Source organism: Rheinheimera sp., assembly GCF_030824435.1.
Lineage (GTDB): Bacteria > Pseudomonadota > Gammaproteobacteria > Enterobacterales > Alteromonadaceae > Pararheinheimera.
Map to the genome: position 1 here is coordinate 38,525 of NZ_JAVBXS010000088.1, position 18,076 is coordinate 56,600.

At 50.2% G+C, this 18,076-nt stretch carries 21 protein-coding genes; 7 read left to right on the forward strand and 14 right to left on the reverse strand.

What is annotated here, in order from left to right:
• Positions 1-24: 24 nt before the first annotated feature.
• From hemC to cyaY, 4 genes are all read right to left on the reverse strand, one after another.
• Entirely contained in the window at positions 25-957 is a 933-nt protein-coding gene (hemC, locus tag RCH83_RS14780; protein WP_306523468.1) for a hydroxymethylbilane synthase, read from the reverse strand.
• Between the two features lie 83 nt (positions 958-1,040).
• Complete coding sequence (locus tag RCH83_RS14785) at positions 1,041-1,904, reverse strand: DUF2914 domain-containing protein (protein WP_306523470.1); 864 nt, start codon at positions 1,902-1,904, stop codon at positions 1,041-1,043.
• A gap of 118 nt (positions 1,905-2,022) precedes the next feature.
• Positions 2,023-2,691: an alpha/beta hydrolase gene (locus tag RCH83_RS14790; RefSeq protein ID WP_306523472.1), complete on the reverse strand. Its 669-nt coding sequence runs from the start codon at positions 2,689-2,691 to the stop codon at positions 2,023-2,025.
• Entirely contained in the window at positions 2,692-3,009 is a 318-nt protein-coding gene (gene cyaY, locus RCH83_RS14795; RefSeq protein ID WP_306523474.1) for an iron donor protein CyaY, read from the reverse strand.
• A gap of 72 nt (positions 3,010-3,081) precedes the next feature.
• Here cyaY and RCH83_RS17645 point away from each other — a divergent pair, with 72 nt between their 5' ends.
• The 7 genes from RCH83_RS17645 to RCH83_RS14825 all read left to right on the forward strand — a co-directional run bounded on the left by RCH83_RS17645 (position 3,082) and on the right by RCH83_RS14825 (position 8,396).
• Complete coding sequence (locus RCH83_RS17645; RefSeq protein ID WP_373689778.1) at positions 3,082-3,282, forward strand: lipoprotein; 201 nt, start codon at positions 3,082-3,084, stop codon at positions 3,280-3,282.
• 5 nt (positions 3,283-3,287) lie between these two features.
• Complete coding sequence (gene lysA, locus RCH83_RS14800; RefSeq protein WP_306523476.1) at positions 3,288-4,541, forward strand: diaminopimelate decarboxylase; 1,254 nt, start codon at positions 3,288-3,290, stop codon at positions 4,539-4,541.
• Between the two features lie 43 nt (positions 4,542-4,584).
• Positions 4,585-5,415 (forward strand): diaminopimelate epimerase, encoded by an 831-nt coding sequence (gene dapF / locus RCH83_RS14805; protein WP_306523478.1) that lies wholly within the window; start codon positions 4,585-4,587, stop codon positions 5,413-5,415.
• The gene (locus RCH83_RS14810) at positions 5,412-6,110 is read left to right on the forward strand and encodes a DUF484 family protein (RefSeq protein WP_306523480.1); all 699 of its coding nucleotides are present in this window, start codon (positions 5,412-5,414) and stop codon (positions 6,108-6,110) included. Before dapF ends, RCH83_RS14810 begins: the two co-directional genes overlap by 4 nt.
• Positions 6,097-7,002, forward strand: a complete 906-nt coding sequence (gene xerC, locus RCH83_RS14815) for a tyrosine recombinase XerC (RefSeq protein WP_306523482.1) — start codon at positions 6,097-6,099, stop codon at positions 7,000-7,002. The genes RCH83_RS14810 and xerC overlap by 14 nt, the downstream gene beginning before the upstream one ends.
• Positions 7,003-7,112: 110 nt before the next feature.
• Positions 7,113-7,931 carry an ABC transporter substrate-binding protein gene (locus tag RCH83_RS14820; RefSeq protein ID WP_306523484.1) on the forward strand — a complete coding sequence of 273 codons (819 nt, stop codon included), beginning with the start codon at positions 7,113-7,115 and terminating at the stop codon, positions 7,929-7,931.
• 72 nt (positions 7,932-8,003) lie between these two features.
• Complete coding sequence (locus tag RCH83_RS14825; RefSeq protein ID WP_306523486.1) at positions 8,004-8,396, forward strand: hypothetical protein; 393 nt, start codon at positions 8,004-8,006, stop codon at positions 8,394-8,396.
• A 61-nt stretch (positions 8,397-8,457) separates the two neighbouring features.
• On the opposite strand, the gene RCH83_RS14830 is transcribed toward RCH83_RS14825, so the two are convergent.
• Genes RCH83_RS14830 through RCH83_RS14875 form a run of 10 tightly spaced genes read right to left on the reverse strand, consistent with a single transcriptional unit; the run spans position 8,458 to position 18,076 of the window.
• Positions 8,458-9,270: a MipA/OmpV family protein gene (locus RCH83_RS14830; RefSeq protein ID WP_306523488.1), complete on the reverse strand. Its 813-nt coding sequence runs from the start codon at positions 9,268-9,270 to the stop codon at positions 8,458-8,460.
• Complete coding sequence (locus RCH83_RS14835; RefSeq protein WP_306523490.1) at positions 9,270-10,523, reverse strand: beta-ketoacyl-ACP synthase; 1,254 nt, start codon at positions 10,521-10,523, stop codon at positions 9,270-9,272. The genes RCH83_RS14830 and RCH83_RS14835 overlap by 1 nt, the downstream gene beginning before the upstream one ends.
• Entirely contained in the window at positions 10,523-11,245 is a 723-nt protein-coding gene (locus RCH83_RS14840; protein ID WP_306523492.1) for a 3-ketoacyl-ACP reductase FabG2, read from the reverse strand. Before RCH83_RS14840 ends, RCH83_RS14835 begins: the two co-directional genes overlap by 1 nt.
• On the reverse strand, positions 11,246-11,701 hold the full coding sequence (locus RCH83_RS14845) for a 3-hydroxylacyl-ACP dehydratase (protein ID WP_306523494.1): 456 nt from the start codon (positions 11,699-11,701) through the stop codon (positions 11,246-11,248).
• On the reverse strand, positions 11,698-12,945 hold the full coding sequence (locus RCH83_RS14850) for a beta-ketoacyl-ACP synthase (protein WP_306523496.1): 1,248 nt from the start codon (positions 12,943-12,945) through the stop codon (positions 11,698-11,700). The genes RCH83_RS14845 and RCH83_RS14850 overlap by 4 nt, the downstream gene beginning before the upstream one ends.
• The gene (locus RCH83_RS14855; protein ID WP_306523498.1) at positions 12,942-13,502 is read right to left on the reverse strand and encodes a DUF3261 domain-containing protein; all 561 of its coding nucleotides are present in this window, start codon (positions 13,500-13,502) and stop codon (positions 12,942-12,944) included. The genes RCH83_RS14850 and RCH83_RS14855 overlap by 4 nt, the downstream gene beginning before the upstream one ends.
• Entirely contained in the window at positions 13,493-14,740 is a 1,248-nt protein-coding gene (locus tag RCH83_RS14860) for an NAD(P)/FAD-dependent oxidoreductase (protein WP_306523500.1), read from the reverse strand. The genes RCH83_RS14855 and RCH83_RS14860 overlap by 10 nt, the downstream gene beginning before the upstream one ends.
• An 8-nt stretch (positions 14,741-14,748) precedes the next feature.
• Positions 14,749-17,055, reverse strand: coding sequence for a hypothetical protein (locus tag RCH83_RS14865; RefSeq protein WP_306523502.1), 2,307 nt, complete (start codon positions 17,053-17,055; stop codon positions 14,749-14,751).
• A complete protein-coding gene (locus RCH83_RS14870) occupies positions 17,052-17,672 on the reverse strand; it encodes an outer membrane lipoprotein carrier protein LolA (RefSeq protein WP_306523504.1) in 621 nt (206 codons plus the stop codon). The genes RCH83_RS14865 and RCH83_RS14870 overlap by 4 nt, the downstream gene beginning before the upstream one ends.
• Positions 17,669-18,076, reverse strand: coding sequence for a thioesterase family protein (locus RCH83_RS14875; protein ID WP_306523506.1), 408 nt, complete (start codon positions 18,074-18,076; stop codon positions 17,669-17,671). The genes RCH83_RS14870 and RCH83_RS14875 overlap by 4 nt, the downstream gene beginning before the upstream one ends.

Below are 18,076 nucleotides of genomic sequence, written 5' to 3' on the forward strand. Positions count from 1 at the left end.
GCCGTGCTGCAGTTTGTTCATTAATTAAGGAGTCGTCTGATAAACAGCTTTGAGAATAGCACCGGCGCCCAGCTGCAGCAGTTGTTCTGCCAGTTGCAAACCTAAAGCTTCGGCATCAAGAGCAGAGCCACGCACCTCTGCATGTAAAATTTGCTGGCCATCCAGGGATCCCACCAAACCGCGTAACCAGAGTTCATCCCCCTGATGCACGGCAAAAGCGCCAATAGGCACCTGACAACCGCCTTGTAAACGACGGTTCATCGCCCGTTCGGCCAGCACGGCCTGACGTGTTGGCAAATGCTCAAGCGGCGCCAATAACGCCTGAATGTTTGTATCGTCGCTGCGACATTCAATACCAACAGCACCCTGGCCATTGGCGGGCAGGCTTTGTTCTACCGGCAAATGGGTGCGGATGCGCTCTTCAAAACCAAGGCGGATAAGGCCCGCGGCCGCCAGAATAATAGCGTCGTATTCACCGACATCCAGTTTGGCTAAACGGGTGTTCACGTTGCCACGTAAATCACGTATCTGCAGGTCCGGCCGCTGTGCTTTCAGCTGACACTGACGGCGTAAACTGGAGGTGCCCACCACTGCGCCTGCTGGTAAATCGGCAAGCGTAGCAAAGTTGTTAGAGACAAAAGCGTCACGCGGGTCTTCCCGTTCACAAATGGTTTGCAGCTGCAAACCTTCGGGGAACTCAACAGGGACATCTTTCATGCTGTGCACGGCAATATCGGCGCGGCCTTCCAGCATGGCAGCCTCTAACTCTTTGACAAACAGACCTTTACCACCAATTTTCGCCAAAGGAGTGTCGAGAATTTTATCGCCCTGAGTGGACATAGGTACCAGCTCTACCTGCAAACCCGGATGAAAATGTTCCAGTTGTGCTTTAACAAATTCGGCTTGCCATAAAGCAAGGGCACTTTTTCGGGTGGCAATACGGATCAATTGGGTCATGCAAAAAACCTGAGTCTGAAGGCTAAACGCGACGGTGCGGTGAAGCGGCACCGTCGGTTAAAAAACTGGCGCTAGTATAACTGCTATTGATATTGAAAGTCGTGCGAGTAGAGCACATTTTGCTGCTGATCAATAATTTCGACCCGCCAGGCGCCAAGCTGGTCTGGTAACAGCCATTTTTCACTATAAGTACGCCAGGGCGAATCTTCGATAGTGAGTAAAGCTTCTGTCTGTACCACGCCGTTAAAAGACCAACGGTGTTTCAGCTGCTGGCCGGCATAACCTTTCAGTTCAGTAAATAAATACAAACGCTGAATATCTTTTTTCGCCACCAGCTGCGCCACTGGTGCGCCTGGCTCCAGCTGTTCCATATCGGCAACAAGCACAATACGGCTAAAACCTTCGGGTAATTTGATTCCGCTTGCGGTTGTATCGGGCACATTCGTATCTGGCTTGCTGTTTGCAGTAGCGGTTTGCACCAATGGCGATTCAGCGTCCGCCTGCGGTGTTTCTGGAGCCGCCGTCTGAGTTGCAGTAACAGCTGCACTGTTATCCGCAGCAACAAGCTGAAGCTGCACATCGTTGTGATTGAGGCCACTCTCGACGCTATTGCTGGTATTGCCCTGCGGCTGAATGTCATTTTCAGCAGGCGCTGTCTCTTCTTTTTGCTGCAAAGCTGCGGGTTCAGCCTCTTTTGCCGCCAGCTCTGTGTCAGGGACATCACTGCTTGCAACAACATCTTCAATGACGGCCTGTTCTGCCATGGCTTTGCTGTTATTCAGTTGTTGCCAGGCCCAAAAACCAGCAGCAACCAAGGCTGCTAACAACAGCATCAACTTCAATTTTGAAGTTGATGTTTTGGCACGTTTGAGTTGCGGCATAGGTTCCACCGGCAAGTCGCGGTGCAAGGTTACTTTTACCCTGAGTTTGGCAGCTGATTCAGACACTTTATTTCTCTGGTGTCAGTAGCAGCCGGTTGTTCACTCCGGCTGCGGGTTCTGACATGGGTTACTGATTTTTGCTTTTACGATTTTGTATTGCTGGTTTTGTTTTATTGGCTTTGCTTTATTGGCACAATAACTGTTGAATAAACCGGCTCATATCATCCACTTCCTGGGCACAAACACTGTGCTCCATGCGGTAATCCAGCCAACGCACATTAAAACCTGCATATTTTAGGTTGTTAAATGCCGCCTGACCAGCCTGCAGTGGCACCACAGGGTCAGCAACACCATGGGCGCAAAATACCGGCGTGCTTTTATTCAGCACATTCATTTCTTCTTTGAGTTTATCCGGCACCGCCATATAAGTAGAAAGTGCCATCACACCGGCAATTTTATACGGCAGCCGCGGCAGCAGGTGCAGCGCTATCACGCCCCCCTGACTAAAACCTGCCAGCAGAATTTTTTCGGCTGGCACACCAGTGGCAATCACTTTATCGATTAATGCCTGCACCAGCGCAGCAGATTGGCGTACACCTTCTTCATCAGCGCGGTTTTGTAAATCCCAGGTTTTAATGTCGTACCAGGCGCGCATCACCATGCCGTTATTGATGGTGACGCGTTGCTCAGGCGCATGCGGAAATAAAAACCTTACACCGTGACCGGCCGGCAGGCGCAGTTCCGGCACTATAGGCGCAAAACCATGGCCGGAATCGCCTAAACCATGTAACCAAATCACGGCCGCAGTGGTTGGGCCAGGGGACTTTACATCTACAAAAGGTAACTGATTCATTTAACGCACAAACTCCACACTCTGCCCGGCCTGACGCGAAGCGGCGTCTTTTAACAAAGTCCAGAATTCGGTGCCGGTTCTGTTATCAATCCACTGGCCGTTCTGGTATTCAAAATGGTGGCCATTAAATTTGGTCGCCACCCACAGCTGATGCAGTGGTGGTTGTTTATTAATAATAATTTTGCTTTTGTCCGGAAAAACGATACTGAGCAAACCGCCGTGGTTCTCATAATCTAAATCCAGATCGATATTTTCGATGGCTTCTTCTACCGCCAGCAAAACACTGTCGGTCAACTCATCATATTCTACGTCATTCATCGGCTTCACCTGTTTGCTTTTGCTGCTAAGGATGCGATTATAGAGCGCTCAAAAATTAAAGAAACAGAAACGATGAAAGCTGTGACTCAATCCTTGTTCTGCCTGCTGGTTCTTTGTCTGCTACTGACTGGTTGTGGCCAAAAAGGTGACCTGACCCTGCCCAACACCAAAGCGACAACCAATACGCAGCAACAGCAAGAACAGACCAGCGCGCAGCCTGCTGCTTCTGCACAGCAGGACGCAACCCAACAGCCCATGCAACAGCAAAGGTAATTTTGGTGGATTATTTTAATTATCAGGGCCCGCATCTGCTGGCCGAACAGGTCAGACTGGCCGATATCGCCGCCCAATATGGCACGCCAACTTATGTGTATTCCCGCGCCACGCTGGAGCGTCATTATCAGGCTTTTGCCAATGCCGCCGGTTCACATCCACATCTGGTGTGTTATGCGGTCAAAGCCAACAGCAATATTGCCTTGTTAAATTTGCTGGCGCGCCTCGGCAGTGGTTTTGACATTGTGTCTGAAGGTGAACTGCGCCGCGTGTTGCAAGCCGGTGGTGATGCCAGCAAAGTAGTGTTCTCCGGTGTGGGTAAAGCCGAGTCTGAAATTGAGTTTGCGCTCAATACCGGCATCAAGTGTTTTAATGTCGAGTCCGAAGCCGAACTGTACCGCATTCAGCAGGTCGCAAGCCGGCTGAATAAAATTGCCCCTGTTTCTATCCGGGTGAATCCGGATATCGACGCCAAAACCCATCCTTATATTTCAACGGGTCTTAAAGCCAATAAGTTTGGTATTGATATTAATAACGCTGTTGCCATGTATCAGGTGGCTGCCAGCGCCAGTCACTTAAAAGTTTGTGGTGTTGATTGTCATATCGGCTCACAACTGACTGAAACCCAACCCTTTTTAGATGCACTGGATAAACTCTTAGTGCTGATTGATAAACTGGCAAACCTCGGCATAGTGTTATCGCACATTGATATTGGTGGTGGTTTAGGCGTGACTTACCTGGATGAAACCCCACCCCATCCGGCCGAATATGCCGCTGAAGTGGTCAAACGTCTGGCCAATTATCCACATTTAACGCTGCTGTTTGAACCTGGTCGTGCCATTATGGCCAACGCCGGTGTCTTGCTGACCAAAGTGGAATATTTAAAACCAGGGCAAGAGAAAAATTTTGCCATAGTAGACGCCGCCATGAACGACCTGATTCGTCCGGCGCTTTATAGTGCCTGGATGAATATTGTGCCTGTGCAGTTGAAAGCAGATCTGAAGGCCCAACGTTATGATGTGGTAGGCCCTGTGTGCGAAACCGGTGATTTCCTTGGTAAAGACCGTGATTTAGCCATAGCACCCGGTGATTTACTGGCGGTGCGTTCAGCCGGCGCTTATGGTTTTACCATGAGTTCTAATTACAACAGCAGGCCACGTGCCGCTGAAGTACTGGTTGACGGCAACAACACTTATCTGGTCCGTCAGCGTGAACAATGGCAGGACTTGTGGCAAGGTGAACAACTGTTGCCAGAATAACGGCATCAACAACAGCAAATGCGCAGCAAGATATAAGGTTGGCATGTTATTACAGTTTTCTAAAATGCACGGACTTGGCAACGACTTTATGATGGTCGATGCCGTCAGTCAGAACGTGTTTCTGACCAAAGAGCAAATCAAAGCGCTGGCCGACCGTAATTTTGGTGTTGGTTTTGACCAGTTGTTAATGGTGGAACCACCTTATGATCCGGATCTGGATTTTCATTACCGGATTTTTAATGCCGACGGTTCTGAAGTAGAACAATGTGGCAATGGTGCCCGCTGTTTTGCCAAGTTTGTCCGCACTAAAGGCCTCACCAACAAATACAAAATTAATGTCAGCACCAAATCCGGCAAAATTGTGCTTTATGTCGAGCAGGATGGCCAGGTCACAGTCAATATGGGTGTGCCGCAATTTGAGCCAGCTAAAGTGCCTTTTAAAGCACAAAAGCAGGAAGTGAATTACATTCTGCACGCCGAAAACGCTACCACTTTGTGTGGTGTAGTGTCTATGGGTAACCCACATGCGGTGATTACAGTTGATGACGTAGACCTGGCACCAGTGCACAGCTGGGGGCCGGAGTTTGAAAACCACGAACGTTTCCCGGAGCGCGCCAATATTGGTTTTATGCAGGTGTTAAACCCTTCGCATATTAAATTGCGGGTGTGGGAACGTGGCGCCGGTGAAACCAAAGCTTGTGGCACAGGCGCTTGCGCTGCCGCTGTCATTGGACAACTGCAAAAAACGCTGAGCAACAGTGTCAGAGTTGATTTACCTGGTGGAACCTTGCATATTCGTTGGAACGGTCCAGGCCAGCCAGTCAAAATGACAGGCCCGGCAGAACATGTATTTGACGGACAACTGGTGTTATGACAGATGTAAAAACGGGTGTAAAAACCGACGTTACCGAACTGAACGACCAGGAAAAAGCGCTGTTGCAGGACGAGCTGGTGTACCAGTATCTGCTGGAGCATCCGGCGTTTTTTCAGCATCACCCAGAATTGCTGAACCGGCTGCGTTTACCTCATGCCCAGCGGGGCGCCATCTCGCTGGTGGAACGTCAGCTGGAAATGCAACGTGAACGTATTCGTGGTATGGAAGAAGACATCACCCGACTGATGAGTGTTGCCCGGCAAAACGAACATATCTTTTTTGCGCTTAATCAGCTGCATCTGGATTTATTATCGGCGCGCCAGCGCACCGATATCACCATAGCGCTCAGCGCTTTTGCCAATAAAATGCCACAGGTGCATGCCTGTACCCTGCTCGATTTTAACCATGAAGCTATGGGTGAACATTTCAGCGGCCTGCAATTGGTGCTGCAACACAGGTTGCAACACCGCAGTTATTATTTTGGCCGGCTGAATAAAGACGAAATGGCCACGCTGTTTACCCCCAATATTCATTCGGTCGCTTTGTTGTTGATTAGTCAGGTGGATAAACCTCTGGCGCTGCTGGCTTTTGGCAGCGAGCTGGATGACCATTTCCAACCCAGTATGGACACGCTGTTTCTCGACCATATCGCCAAACTGCTGGCCGTGGTGTTGCCACGTTATGACAAAAACTGAGCTGGCCGGTTTTCAACCCTGGTTGAGTCAGTTTCTGGCTTATTTGCAGTTTGAACGTGGTTACAGCGCACAAACCCTTGCCAGTTACCAGCAACAACTCAGTGCCGTCGCCAGTCAATTACAACATCAGGCCAGTGACTGGCGTGGACTGAGCCAGGAACAGCTGCAACAACATTTATTATCCTGCCGTAAAACCTTAAAACCTCGCAGTCTGGCCCTACGCGCTGCCGCTTTACGTAGTTTTTACCGTTATTTTGTTGGCTTAAAACAGCTCAGTGACAATCCGGCCGCTTATTTAAAAGTGCCGAAAACCGCCAGACCTTTACCAAAAAACCTGGATGTTGATCAGATGAATCGTTTGCTGGATCTCAACAGCAGCGACGACGATTTGGCCTGCCGTGATCAGGCGATAATGGAGCTTTTTTACAGCTCAGGTCTGCGGCTGGATGAACTGGTCAGTGCCAATGTGCGGGATATCTCCTTTAGCGAACAACAAATTCGCGTGCGTGGCAAAGGCAATAAAGAACGGATTTTACCTATAGGCCGGCTGGCAATGCAGGCGCTGCAACGTTGGTTGCAACTGCGACCGGCATTTTTGGGGCAAGAGCAGGATGCTTTGTTTTTAAGCCGGCAAAAAAGCCGGATCAGTGCCCGTCATGTGCGCAGCAGAGTGAAACTCTGGGCGGCACGCCAGGGCATGGAGCAAAATGTACACCCACATATGCTGCGCCACTCTTTTGCCAGCCATCTGCTGGAATCGAGCGGCGATCTGCGTGCAGTGCAGGAATTACTCGGACACGCCAACCTCAGCACCACCCAGGTTTATACCCATCTGGATTTTCAGCATCTGGCCAAGGTGTATGACGCCGCCCATCCAAGGGCAAAAAAATAACCACGGCAGCAGACCATGTGGCGATAAAATGAACGGTGTTTGATTTTAAGCTTTTGTTATAGAATAAAAAATCGCCGTCAGCTTGTAGCCAATTCAACAGTGGGGTGTCTTTGAAACTATTCCAACATACGGTGTTATGGCTGCTACCGGCCTGCTTGCTGCTGCAATCTTCTGCCCTGATGGCAACAGAACTGCTGGACTGGCCTTGTCAGCGTGTTGTGGTCAGCCGTTCCAGCGATCAGATGCCGCCTTTTTCCTTTCGGGACCCACAACACAAACTCACCGGTTACCGCATAGAGTTTATTCAGCAATTGTTTGCCAGATTAGGTTGTGATCTGGAAATTTTGACCGATTTGCCGTGGAAACGCTCATTAATGCTACTAAAAGAAGGTGAAGTGGATGTGTTAATGAACGCGTCCATGTCGGCGCAAAGAGCCGAATTTGCCTGGTTTTCGATACCTTATGAACAAGAACAACTGGCATTATTTGTGAAAGCCGGCACACAACTGCCTATCAAAGAGCTGCAGGATATTGTCCGCCTTGGTTATCAGGTTGGGCTGATCAGAGGTAACTATTATGGCGACACCATCAACAGCTTGTTTCAACAACCTGATACAAAAAGCAAAATAGTGGAAGCCATTGACCGGCAATCCCTTGGCCAGCTGTTATTGCGCGACCGGGTTCAACTCTATCTGGATTATTACCCTAATGGGGTGCTGGCATTACAAAATACAGCCCAGCAACAACTGATAGTGCAACATCCACTGCCACCACAGCAGATTGGTCAGGTGTATTTTATGCTGAGCCGCAACAGTGTCAGTCCGGCTTTTGTCCGGCAACTGAATAAAGAACTGAGTTTAATGTTACAGGATGGCAGCATCGAAAAATTGCGGCAAAAATACGCTTTGTCGTTGCAAGTAGCGGGTTAAACTTTGCCACCCTGCTCTGGATATTTGCTAAAAAATCTTTAACAATACCGCTCTTTTTACAAGGAGCGCATGATGTCATTTGGGAAATTAGTTACTGCAACTGCACTGGTTTTGTTATTGGCTGCCTGCCAATCCTCCCCGCTACAACAGGTTTATACCGACCCTGTGCCTTATAACCTGACACCAAAACAAATGGAACAAGCCATTCTGGATGCGGGTACCAACCGCGGCTGGCTGATGACACTTCAGGCACCGGGAAAAATTCATGCAGAACTGAATATACGTTCACATAAAGTCGTGACCATGCTGACTTACAATCCGCAGTCTTTTGCTATTACCTATGTTGACTCAGTCAATATGGACGCGAAAAAAGGCAAAATTCACCGCCAGTATGGCAACTGGGTGAACAATCTGCGGCAGGATATCCGGTTAAAAATGAATCAGGCGAGCCTGAGCAACAGATAAAACAATTCAGCGCAGCAACACAGCTGAACCCGAAAACTGCGTATCTTTGCCAGCGCAGTTTTTACCAGGCGCCGGTTTTCAGAATTTTCACCACCACAATACCGGCGCTGAGCTGATGTGTTTTGGCATATAACGGGCTGTTGGCAAAAGTGGCATCGTGCAGATAGTCATACCTGCTGTACAAAGCAAACCACCAGTGCCCTTGTTGCAGGCTGACACCATTGGCAAAACGCCAACCACTAAAACCAGCTGTGGCGCTGTACGTTGGCCTTTGGATTTGTTGGTACTCTGGCGCAACCCCATACAAATACTGATGGTAAGCTTTGCTGCTTGCTGCAAGCGACAATACCGACTCCCATGTGAAACCTGCTGCCATTTTTTGTTGGTAACGCAGCTGAGGTTCAAAGCGCCAGCCAATCCCTGAAGCTTGTTGAAAATCAGTGGCAAAAGCTGCTCTGACAGGTAAACGTAATTGCAGATTGGGCGTGAGCTGAACATCCAAAGCCGGGCCAATTTCGGCTATCCAATCCAGCGCCGGCATACCTTGCCTGAGCTGGTTTTTATCATTGTCCACAGCAAAAGCACCGGCCAGACTCAGGTTCAGCGCCCAGTGGTCGCCTTGAGCCAATAAACCTGTGGCGCCCTGACGGTCAATTTGTAACTGCGCACTGCGGTAACTGAAATAAGGCACAGGCAACACAAAATGTGCCGACTGAGCAGCGCCGGGATAATGCGGTTGAGCACCGGCCAATACCCCAACACCCAACTGATATTGGCCCTGTGCTGCCGATGCTGCGCCTGAGGCGCCCGCCAATAACGACGTTATAAATAACAGCACTTTTAATAACGACAGCCCGGGCGGCAGCTTTTGCATCAGCTGTTACCCTGCGCTGTTGTTGTATCGCTCCAGTTGCGGAAAATCAGTGAAGTGTTAATGCCACCAAAAGCAAAGTTATTGCTCATCACATATTGCGCTTGTAATTCGCGTGCTGATGTCCTGATATAGTCCAGCTCAGCACAAGCGGCATCCACTTCGGTCAGATTTAAAGTGGGTGCGTACCAGTTGTCACGCATCATCATAATGCTGGCCCAACTTTCAATAGCACCACAAGCGCCCAGCGTATGGCCCAGATAACTTTTCAGCGAGCTGATAGGCATCAAAGCGCCAAAGACCTGAGCCGTAGCCTGAGTTTCCGCCACATCCCCTCTGTCTGTTGCTGTGCCATGGGCATTCACATAGCCAATAGCGTCTGGCGCTAATTCAGCATCCGCCAATGCCAGTCGCATCGCCTGCTCCATGGTCGGGGCTGAAGGCTGGGTCACATGCAAACCATCGGAGTTGGTGCCAAAACCCACCACTTCGGCGTAAATTTTTGCCCCACGGGCCAACGCATGTTCTAACTCTTCCAGAATTAAAGTACCGGCACCTTCCCCTATCACCAGACCATCCCTTTTGCTGTCAAAAGGTCTTGGTGTCAAAGCTGGTTCAGCATTGCGGGTACTGGTGGCATACAAAGTATCAAATACCGCAGCTTCTGTGACACAAAGCTCTTCAGCACCACCGGCCACCATTAATGTCTGGCGGCCAAATTTAATAGCTTCGTAGGCATAACCTATGCCTTGTGACGCCGAAGTACAGGCCGAGCTGGTGGTGTAAATACGGCCTTTAATGCCAAAAAACACCCCAAGATTGACCGCTGTGGTATGCGCCATCATCTGGATATAACTGGTGGCTGTGACACCGGCCATACTGTGTTGATCCAGCATACGGCCAAAAGCGCTGATAGGTTCGGTACTGCCGGTGGAAGAGCCATACGCAATACCACAACGACCATCTGTTAAAGCCGGATGTTCAGTTAAACCGGCGTCCAGCAGCGCCAGTTCGGTCGCGCGGGTGGCCATTAAAGACACCCGGCCCATAGAGCGGGTTAACTTGCGCGAATAATGCGCCGGACGTTCAAAATCCAGCACTGGTGCTGCCAGGCGGGTGTTTAAATCTGCATAACAATCCCACTGCGGCATATAGCGGGTGGCACTTTTGCCCACACTGATATTCTGCCGGAACGTTGCCCAGTCCTGCCCCAACGCAGTAATAGCCGACATGCCGGTAACAACCACTCTTTTCATCAGATCATACCGCCGTTCACTGAAATTACCTGCCGGGTAATGTAAGCGGCAGGCTCAGAACATAAAAAGCTGACTGTTGCCGCCACTTCTTCTGCTGTGCCCATGCGGCGCAGCGGCACCATTTGCAACATCTCATCTATCGGCAAGTCGCTGACCATTTCGGTTTCAATGAGACCTGGGGCGACACAATTGACAGTAATTTTGCGTTTGGCCAGCTCCAGCGCCAGCGCTTTGGTGGCGCCCATTAAACCGGCTTTGGCCGCTGAATAATTCACCTGACCTCTGTTGCCGGCAATACCGGACACAGAAGCAATAGTGACAATACGGCCGCCTTTTCTCAGCTGGATCATTGGCATCACCAGCGGATGCAACACATTATAAAAACCGTCCAGATTGGTGTGGATCACCTGATCCCAGTCTTGTTCTGTCAGCGCAGGAAAAGCGCCATCGCGGCTGATACCGGCATTACACACCACCGCATAAAAAGCACCGTGGCTGGCCACATCCTGCTCCAGTATGGCTTTGGCACTGGCGCGGTCGGCCACATCAAACTGCAATACATGAGATTGCCGCCCCAAAGCACGGATTTGTGCTGCCACCGCTTGCGCACTTGCCACATCACTGCGGCAATGTACTGTCACATCAAAACCATCTTTGGCTAACTGTAATGCAATAGCACGACCTATTCCGCGGCCCGAGCCTGTCACTAAACAACGTTGCATTTAAAACTCCTTTAACCAGTCCAGATGATTTTCTGGTTGAAACACATTTAAATTGGCCTGCACCAGCACAAAGCCGTTGGCCGAAATTTCACATAAAAACACACTTAAGCCAGTGTCTTCACTCACCACTTTTTCAGCTTTCAGCTGCAATTTTGTTCCCAGCGCAAATTGGCTGACAGCAGGCGCATATTTACGACAACCGAGCAAAAAACCAATTTTTACTTCATTACCGTTCAACAAAGCATTGGCACCGGCATAACAGGCAATAGTTTGCGCCATATATTCCAGGCCAACATAAGCCGGCACTGCCTGTAAAACATCCTGAAAAAACGGGCTGCTACTGCTGATTTCTACTTCGGTTTGTACTGAATTTTCATCAGCAACAATAAAACGGCTGAGTAAAATCATCGGGTGATCATGGGGCAATAACTGCTCCAGCGCATAACCGCTTATCATCGTTGTCTTCTCAAAATAACAGCGGCATTGTTGCCACCAAAAGCAAAAGAATTACTCAGGCATAAGGACAGGGGTTGTTGTTGCCCGGCCAACACAAAATTCAGTGTTGGCAGTTCTGCATCCGCCGGGTTATCCCGCACCTGAGGCAATAACGCAAAAGCGGCATTATAGTCTGACAATAACAACCAGCATAAGGCAGCTTCAATAGCACCGGCAGCACCCAGAGTGTGGCCGGTCATACTTTTAGTGGAACTGGCCGGCACTTTATCTGCGCCAAGGCGTTGTAACACTGTACTTTCCATAGCGTCATTCAGTGGCGTGGCAGTGCCATGCAAATTGATATAACCCAGTTCGCTGGCGCTGACACCGGCCTGAGCAAGCGCCTGACGAATGGCCGCTTCTGCACCCCGCCCTTGTGGGTGTGGTGCCGACATATGATAAGCATCAGCTGCAGCACCGGCGCCTGCCAGCTCAATCAGCTGCTGAGCGCCCGGTTGCTGCGCTGTTACATCAGCCTGGCGCAACATTAAAAACAGCGCTGCACCTTCACCAATGTTAATGCCGTCCCGACCCTCTGCAAAAGGCTGACAAAAACCGGCCGCCACAGATTCCAGCGCGGCAAAACCCTGCAAGGTCATACGGCATAACGAATCCACCCCACCCACTATCACAGCATCTGCCAAGCCGGAAGTTAATAAATTGCGGGCGCTGATAAGCGCTCTGGCGCTCGATGAACAAGCGGTGGAAATCACATAAGCAGGGCCGCTGACACCGGCAACTGCAGCAATAAAATGCGCAGGTGCTGCCATTTCCTGCTTTTGATAGTGATAATCCGCAGGCCAGTTACCGCTGTTTAAGCGCTGCTGTAGTGCATCTTCACCATCGGCAATACCCGAGGTGCTGCTGCCAAGCACGACGGCAATACGCTCAGCGCCATATTGTTGTTTTGCCTGTTGCACCTCAGCGGCAATTTGCAGATAAGCACAATAAGCCAGCTGGTTATTGCGGCTACTCAGATGGGCAAAAGCAGGGTCTATCTGCGGCAACTTTTCAGTCACGGCACCAACCACCACAGCTTGCCCGGCCAGCAATAAGTCGTCCCGCCAAACCATGCCAGCTCTGCTGCCGGCCACTGCCGCCTGCCAGACCTGCTGTTTGGAAGCACCCAAAGCACAACAAATACCCAGCGCCGCCAATACCGGCGCCTGAGTTGTATCCGCTGTGTTGCACTGCACTTCTGTCATAAAAAGTCCTGCTGCAAAGTAGTTAAGCGCAACTGGTAATGCGGTTGGGTGATGTCGGTGATTTGGCCAGCCACCGGACCGCCAGCGCCCTGAATTACCAACAGCTGCTGTAATTTACTATCCAGCAACAGTCGCTGCTGTTGTTTTTCCTGTAACAACAAACCACTGAACCGGGGTTGTAGCGCCGCTACCGGCCATAAACTCCATTGCATCTGCGCTAATAACTGCAGCGCAAAAGCAGGTTCAGAAAAAGGTGCTTGCCCTTGATGTTGCAGACGGCCATCGGCGGTTAATTCTACCCGCCCCAGCTCCTGCCCCAGCGGCGATAAGGCCACCAGCAACATTTGCTCCGGCAACAGCTGCACACTGAGTAAAAACTCCTGTTGTTGTTTTGCGGTTTTAAACTGCACCTGCTGCAACAACTGCTGCGAAGGGCCTGGCCATTGTGTCAGCAGCTGATAACCTCCGCCGCCAAAGGCATAATACAATGGCGGTTTTGGCCATAACTGGCAGGCGCTCAGGCTTAAAGCCAGCAGCAACAGCAGCACTAAGCGCATATTTCACTCAGGGTTTGTAAACGTTTTTTGGTGTCAGCCACATAAGGGTTTTGTTGATCCCAGGCATAACCGGCCAGAATAGAAGAAATCATCTGACTGACTTGCTCCTGCCGTTGTTCGTTAAAAATAATGTTCTGAAAACGGCTGTCGTACCAGGCTTCGACAAACTGGCGGAAGGTGCTGATGCCATGACGCAGTGGTTTGGTGTATTGTGCATTCCAGTCCACCGCTTCACCACTCAGCTGTTTCAGTACCAGCGGCACCGCAGTGCTGGCTGAACGCAGCGCTATAGTCACGCCTGACGAAAATACCGGGTCAAGAAATTCACCGGCATTGCCAAGCAGCGCATACCTGTCACCGGCCAAATCGCCAACATTGGCAGAATAACCAACCAGACTGCGTACCTCGTTAATGGCTTCTGCATTGGCCAATAACAACGATAAATCAGCTTCGTCTGCCACTTTTTGCCATAACGAAGCAGCTGCGGTGTCAGTGGCGGCAAAACGTTCCGTGGCGCCAACCACACCTAAACTGGCAGTGCCGTCGCTAAAAGGGATCAACCAATACCAGACATCGTGCAAAGTGGGATGCACGGTAATTAAAATTTTATTGCGGTCAAACCCTGGGTCTGTGATGCCATCACGGATATGACAAAAACAGGCCTGACGCACCGGGAAACCGGACGGAGTTTCCAAATCTAATAATTTCGGCAACACCCGGCCAAAACCTGAAGCGTCCAGCACAAATTTACAGTTGAGCAAGCGGCTTTCACCCTGCTCATTGTTGACCTTTAACTGCACCAACTCAGCATCAGGGTATAAAAAGTCTGTCACTTCCAGCCCATAACGGATATCCACCCCCTGAGCCGCAGCACCATCGGCCAGCAAAGCATCAAAAGCTGCTCTTTTGACCTGAAACGTCGTGCCCGGGCCTTTAGAAAACTTGCGGGTAAAATCAAATTCAGTCCGCATGCCATTTTTTAAAAAAGCTGCACCGTTTTTAAACTGAAAACCTAAGCTGTCCGCTTGTTGCTCCAGCCTGTCCAGCAAACCAGCTTCGGCTAAAAACTCCATACAATGCGGCAATAAACTTTCGCCAATGGAAAAACGCGGGAAATGGGCTTTTTCTACACAAAGCACTGTTTTACCGGCGCGGCGTAACAAAGCACCGGCACAAGCACCGGCAGGCCCGGCGCCAATAATAATCACATCGTATAAAGGTAAAAAATCTTTATTCATCGGTTTGGTTACTCCCTGATACCGATTTTTGTTAACACAGGTGCTGTCAGCACAGCCACCAAAATGCCAATCAACACTGTCAGACCAAAACCTGCGATCACAGGCGTCTGGCTAAAAGCCAACATACCAAAAGCCAACATGCTGGTGAGGGCCGACAACCCTACCGCCAGCTGCACTTCTGCCCGCTCCAGGCCCGACACAAAAAAGATGGCGTAATCAAAGCCAAGCGCCACCACCAGCAGCACGCCAACCAGATGAAATAAACTTAAGCTATAACCCAGCGCCAGACTGACATTGAGTGCACTGAGCACTGCCACCAACAAAAATAACGCTATTGCAGTGGCCTGACGTACACCGTAGCGCCAGCCCAATAACAACATGGCTGCCGCAACTGCCACAGCTAACCCAAGCATCAGCTGCTGACGCACCCCGGCCACTCTGGCAGAAGCATCGGCAACAGGGTCAAATAACTGCACAGCAGCATTGGCGGGCAACTGCTGCAATTGTGTTGTTGTCAAACGGGCATCTTTTAATAAAATAAGGCTGACATAAGCAGGGGCACCGCCCAGCTGAGTTGGCTGAAACAATTGTTGCGCCACCATTGCCGGTACATCAGCGACGCTCAACCAGCTGCTGACAGGTGCAGGCGCTTCAATACCCAATTCGGTGAAATAAGCTTTAAGCACATCCGACTGATAAGCTTGTTGTAACTGCTGTTGTAACTGCTGCTGAGCTTGTTGGGACGGCAACCAATCCGATAACGCCTGCCAGCCGGCCAACACACCTTGTTGTTGCCAGCTGCTTAATAAGGGCCGCAACGCTGTTTCCTGTTGTAACAAGGCTTCCAGACTGGTGGCTGACACTAATAAAAACTTGTTGTCCCAGCTCTGGCCGCTATAAAGTTGCATTTGTTGTTCATGTGTTTTCAGCGCAGGATCCAGCCGGTTAAAACCCCGCACATCATCACTAAAGTGCATCAAAGGCACAAAACACCACAGAGATAACAGCGCTGCACCAAGCAATAAACCCCATGCCCTGCCTGTGCTGACCCCTTGCCACAAGCCAATAAAACCGGCTGCAGCACGTTTTGCCAGCGGTGCCACCTGCAACGAATATTGCGCCAGTGCCACAGGGTATAACCAGCGCACCATCAGGTAAGCTGTAGTTAAACCCACCAGCATAAATACCGCCACCTGATTCAGAATCGTCAACGGCAACAACAACAAAGCGGCATAACCAAGCAAAGTCGATAACAAACTCAGGCTTAATCCAGGCAACATCCGGCGGAAAAAAGCCGCACCTTGTTGCACCGCCAGCAAACCATGAAAAGAATAATCAATGGCAACACCAATTAAGGTGGTGGCAAACACAAAAGCCAATAAATGCGGCGCGTCAAACAACCAGATCACAGCGGCTAAACCGGCCAGAGCTGCGGTAGATAAAGTCAGCAACGCCAGCAACAAAGGTTTGGCACTGGCAAATACCCAGCCTAACAACAACAGGATGGCCAGCATCGACAAACCGCCATACCAGTTCATTTCAGCCTGCGCTCGGGCCGCTGCTTTGACTGCATGAAACAACACACCGCTGTGATGATACCTAAGTTCTGGATATTGTTGTTGTAACAGCTCTAGTTGTTGCATCAGCACCCCATGTAGCTCTGTTGCCAGCGCAGTGTCAAAAGGGTCTATCTCAAGCTGGGCATGTAATAACACAAAAGGATCTGCTTCGAGCTTGCCTGTCAGATAACCACCGGCCGGTATGAGCTGCTGTTGATTCAACAGGTTCAGCAAACTTTCTGTGGCCTGCTGCGACAATAACAACGGATCTTGCGCCAGTGCGGCATCGGCAAAAGGTTGGGGGCTTAATAACCTTTGCCAGGCGGCATCACGTAATGGCTGATATTGTGCTGCTGCCAGTTGTTGTTTTGCTTCTGGGCTTGCCACTAAAGCCGCTGAATGCTGCAGATAACGCTGTAACTGCGCCAACTGCTGATCCGGCGTGACCCAGCTTAACAGCGGTTTTTTGTCATCAAGCCCATGGTTTTGTGTCGACAACACCCCTTGCTGAAGCTGTGTGGCAGCCTGTGCCAGTTGTTCAGCGTCCAGGCCGGTCAGCACCAGCCTTAACTGGCGATTGGCGCTGTGCTGCGACACTAAATCTCTTTGCCAGTCGGCCTCTGCCGCCGGAAAAGCCGCAGTGATACTGCTGCTCCAGTGCCTTTGTGGCAGTTGCCACAGCAAATAAAGCCCAAGCAACAACACAGTGGCCAGCCAGCCAGCCCAGATAAACACGGCTTTTTGTTTCAGCTTCACTGCGTAGCACCTGTGCTGAGCTGAATGTCACTGCGGTTGCCTGATATTTCCAGCAAGGTGATTTGTTGCAGTTTGTCAGCACCACAAAGCGTGATATGGCGGTAAAAATCTGTCAGAGGTTTTTTCAGCGGTTGTAGTTGTACACAATGTTCTGGCATTTGTTGCAACACAAAATGCTGTTGTAAAAAAGTAATGTCCTGTTGCATTACCGCCAGCATCAGGCTGCCAATCAGCTCTGTGCCAGGTTGCAGTTTTAATGCACCATCAAGCTGTTGCTGCACACCACTGTTATCCAGCACTATCTGTTGTTGCACCGGTTTTTCGGTGATCCACAGCAGACGTTTTGTCTCAAGCTGCAAATATCCGCTGCTTTGCAGGGGCTTTTTTAAACCGCGGATCCATTTTTGCTGCTGAAAATAAAACCGGCCTTGTAGCATCTGCCACTTTGCCAACTGCGCTGGTGCAGAAACGGCAGGTGCTGTTAGTGCTGCTGTGCTGGTTTTAGCTGTGCTGGCATTAGCGGTGTTGGTTTTTATAACTTTGTCACTGGCAGTGGCCGCCACTGGCCATAACAATATCAGCAGCGCAGCTGCAACAACCTGGTGCCACAACCTCATGGCTGTAAGCCTAATTTTTGCAGCAAAATCAGTGGTGATTCATAACACATTTGCTGGTTTTGCATATCAACAGCCACCTGAATACTGCTGGCTTTGGTCAGGGTCTGGCCGGATTCAAGATCAATAATACGGTAGTTAATTTTCAATCTGTGTTCCCATTCCACTAAGGTGGCGGTCACTTCAATTTGTTTACCAAAACGGGCTGAACCGCGGTATTTCAGGTTTAAATCGACAATAGGCCACAAATAACCCGACTGCTGCATTTGTGGATAGTCGTAATCAAAAGTACGCAACAAAGCACAACGGGCAATTTCCAGATATTTGACATAATGGCCGTGCCAGACAATCTGCATCGCATCCACATCAAAAAACGGCACTTCAATCACAACACTGGCCTTTTTCAT

Bases quoted from the DNA above. Each gene is read 5' to 3' on its own strand.
- xerC (WP_306523482.1), top strand. From the start codon at position 6,097: ATGACAAAAACTGAGCTGGCCGGTTTTCAACCCTGGTTGAGTCAGTTT.
- RCH83_RS14870 (WP_306523504.1), bottom strand. From the start codon at position 17,672: ATGAGGTTGTGGCACCAGGTTGTTGCAGCTGCGCTGCTGATATTGTTA.
- hemC (WP_306523468.1), bottom strand. From the start codon at position 957: ATGACCCAATTGATCCGTATTGCCACCCGAAAAAGTGCCCTTGCTTTA.
- RCH83_RS14810 (WP_306523480.1), top strand. From the start codon at position 5,412: ATGACAGATGTAAAAACGGGTGTAAAAACCGACGTTACCGAACTGAAC.
- RCH83_RS14875 (WP_306523506.1), bottom strand. From the start codon at position 18,076: ATGAAAAAGGCCAGTGTTGTGATTGAAGTGCCGTTTTTTGATGTGGAT.
- RCH83_RS17645 (WP_373689778.1), top strand. From the start codon at position 3,082: ATGAAAGCTGTGACTCAATCCTTGTTCTGCCTGCTGGTTCTTTGTCTG.
- RCH83_RS14835 (WP_306523490.1), bottom strand. From the start codon at position 10,523: ATGAAAAGAGTGGTTGTTACCGGCATGTCGGCTATTACTGCGTTGGGG.
- RCH83_RS14825 (WP_306523486.1), top strand. From the start codon at position 8,004: ATGTCATTTGGGAAATTAGTTACTGCAACTGCACTGGTTTTGTTATTG.
- dapF (WP_306523478.1), top strand. From the start codon at position 4,585: ATGTTATTACAGTTTTCTAAAATGCACGGACTTGGCAACGACTTTATG.
- RCH83_RS14830 (WP_306523488.1), bottom strand. From the start codon at position 9,270: ATGCAAAAGCTGCCGCCCGGGCTGTCGTTATTAAAAGTGCTGTTATTT.
- RCH83_RS14845 (WP_306523494.1), bottom strand. From the start codon at position 11,701: ATGATAAGCGGTTATGCGCTGGAGCAGTTATTGCCCCATGATCACCCG.
- RCH83_RS14860 (WP_306523500.1), bottom strand. From the start codon at position 14,740: ATGAATAAAGATTTTTTACCTTTATACGATGTGATTATTATTGGCGCC.
- RCH83_RS14840 (WP_306523492.1), bottom strand. From the start codon at position 11,245: ATGCAACGTTGTTTAGTGACAGGCTCGGGCCGCGGAATAGGTCGTGCT.
- cyaY (WP_306523474.1), bottom strand. From the start codon at position 3,009: ATGAATGACGTAGAATATGATGAGTTGACCGACAGTGTTTTGCTGGCG.
- RCH83_RS14790 (WP_306523472.1), bottom strand. From the start codon at position 2,691: ATGAATCAGTTACCTTTTGTAGATGTAAAGTCCCCTGGCCCAACCACT.
- RCH83_RS14855 (WP_306523498.1), bottom strand. From the start codon at position 13,502: ATGCGCTTAGTGCTGCTGTTGCTGCTGGCTTTAAGCCTGAGCGCCTGC.
- RCH83_RS14850 (WP_306523496.1), bottom strand. From the start codon at position 12,945: ATGACAGAAGTGCAGTGCAACACAGCGGATACAACTCAGGCGCCGGTA.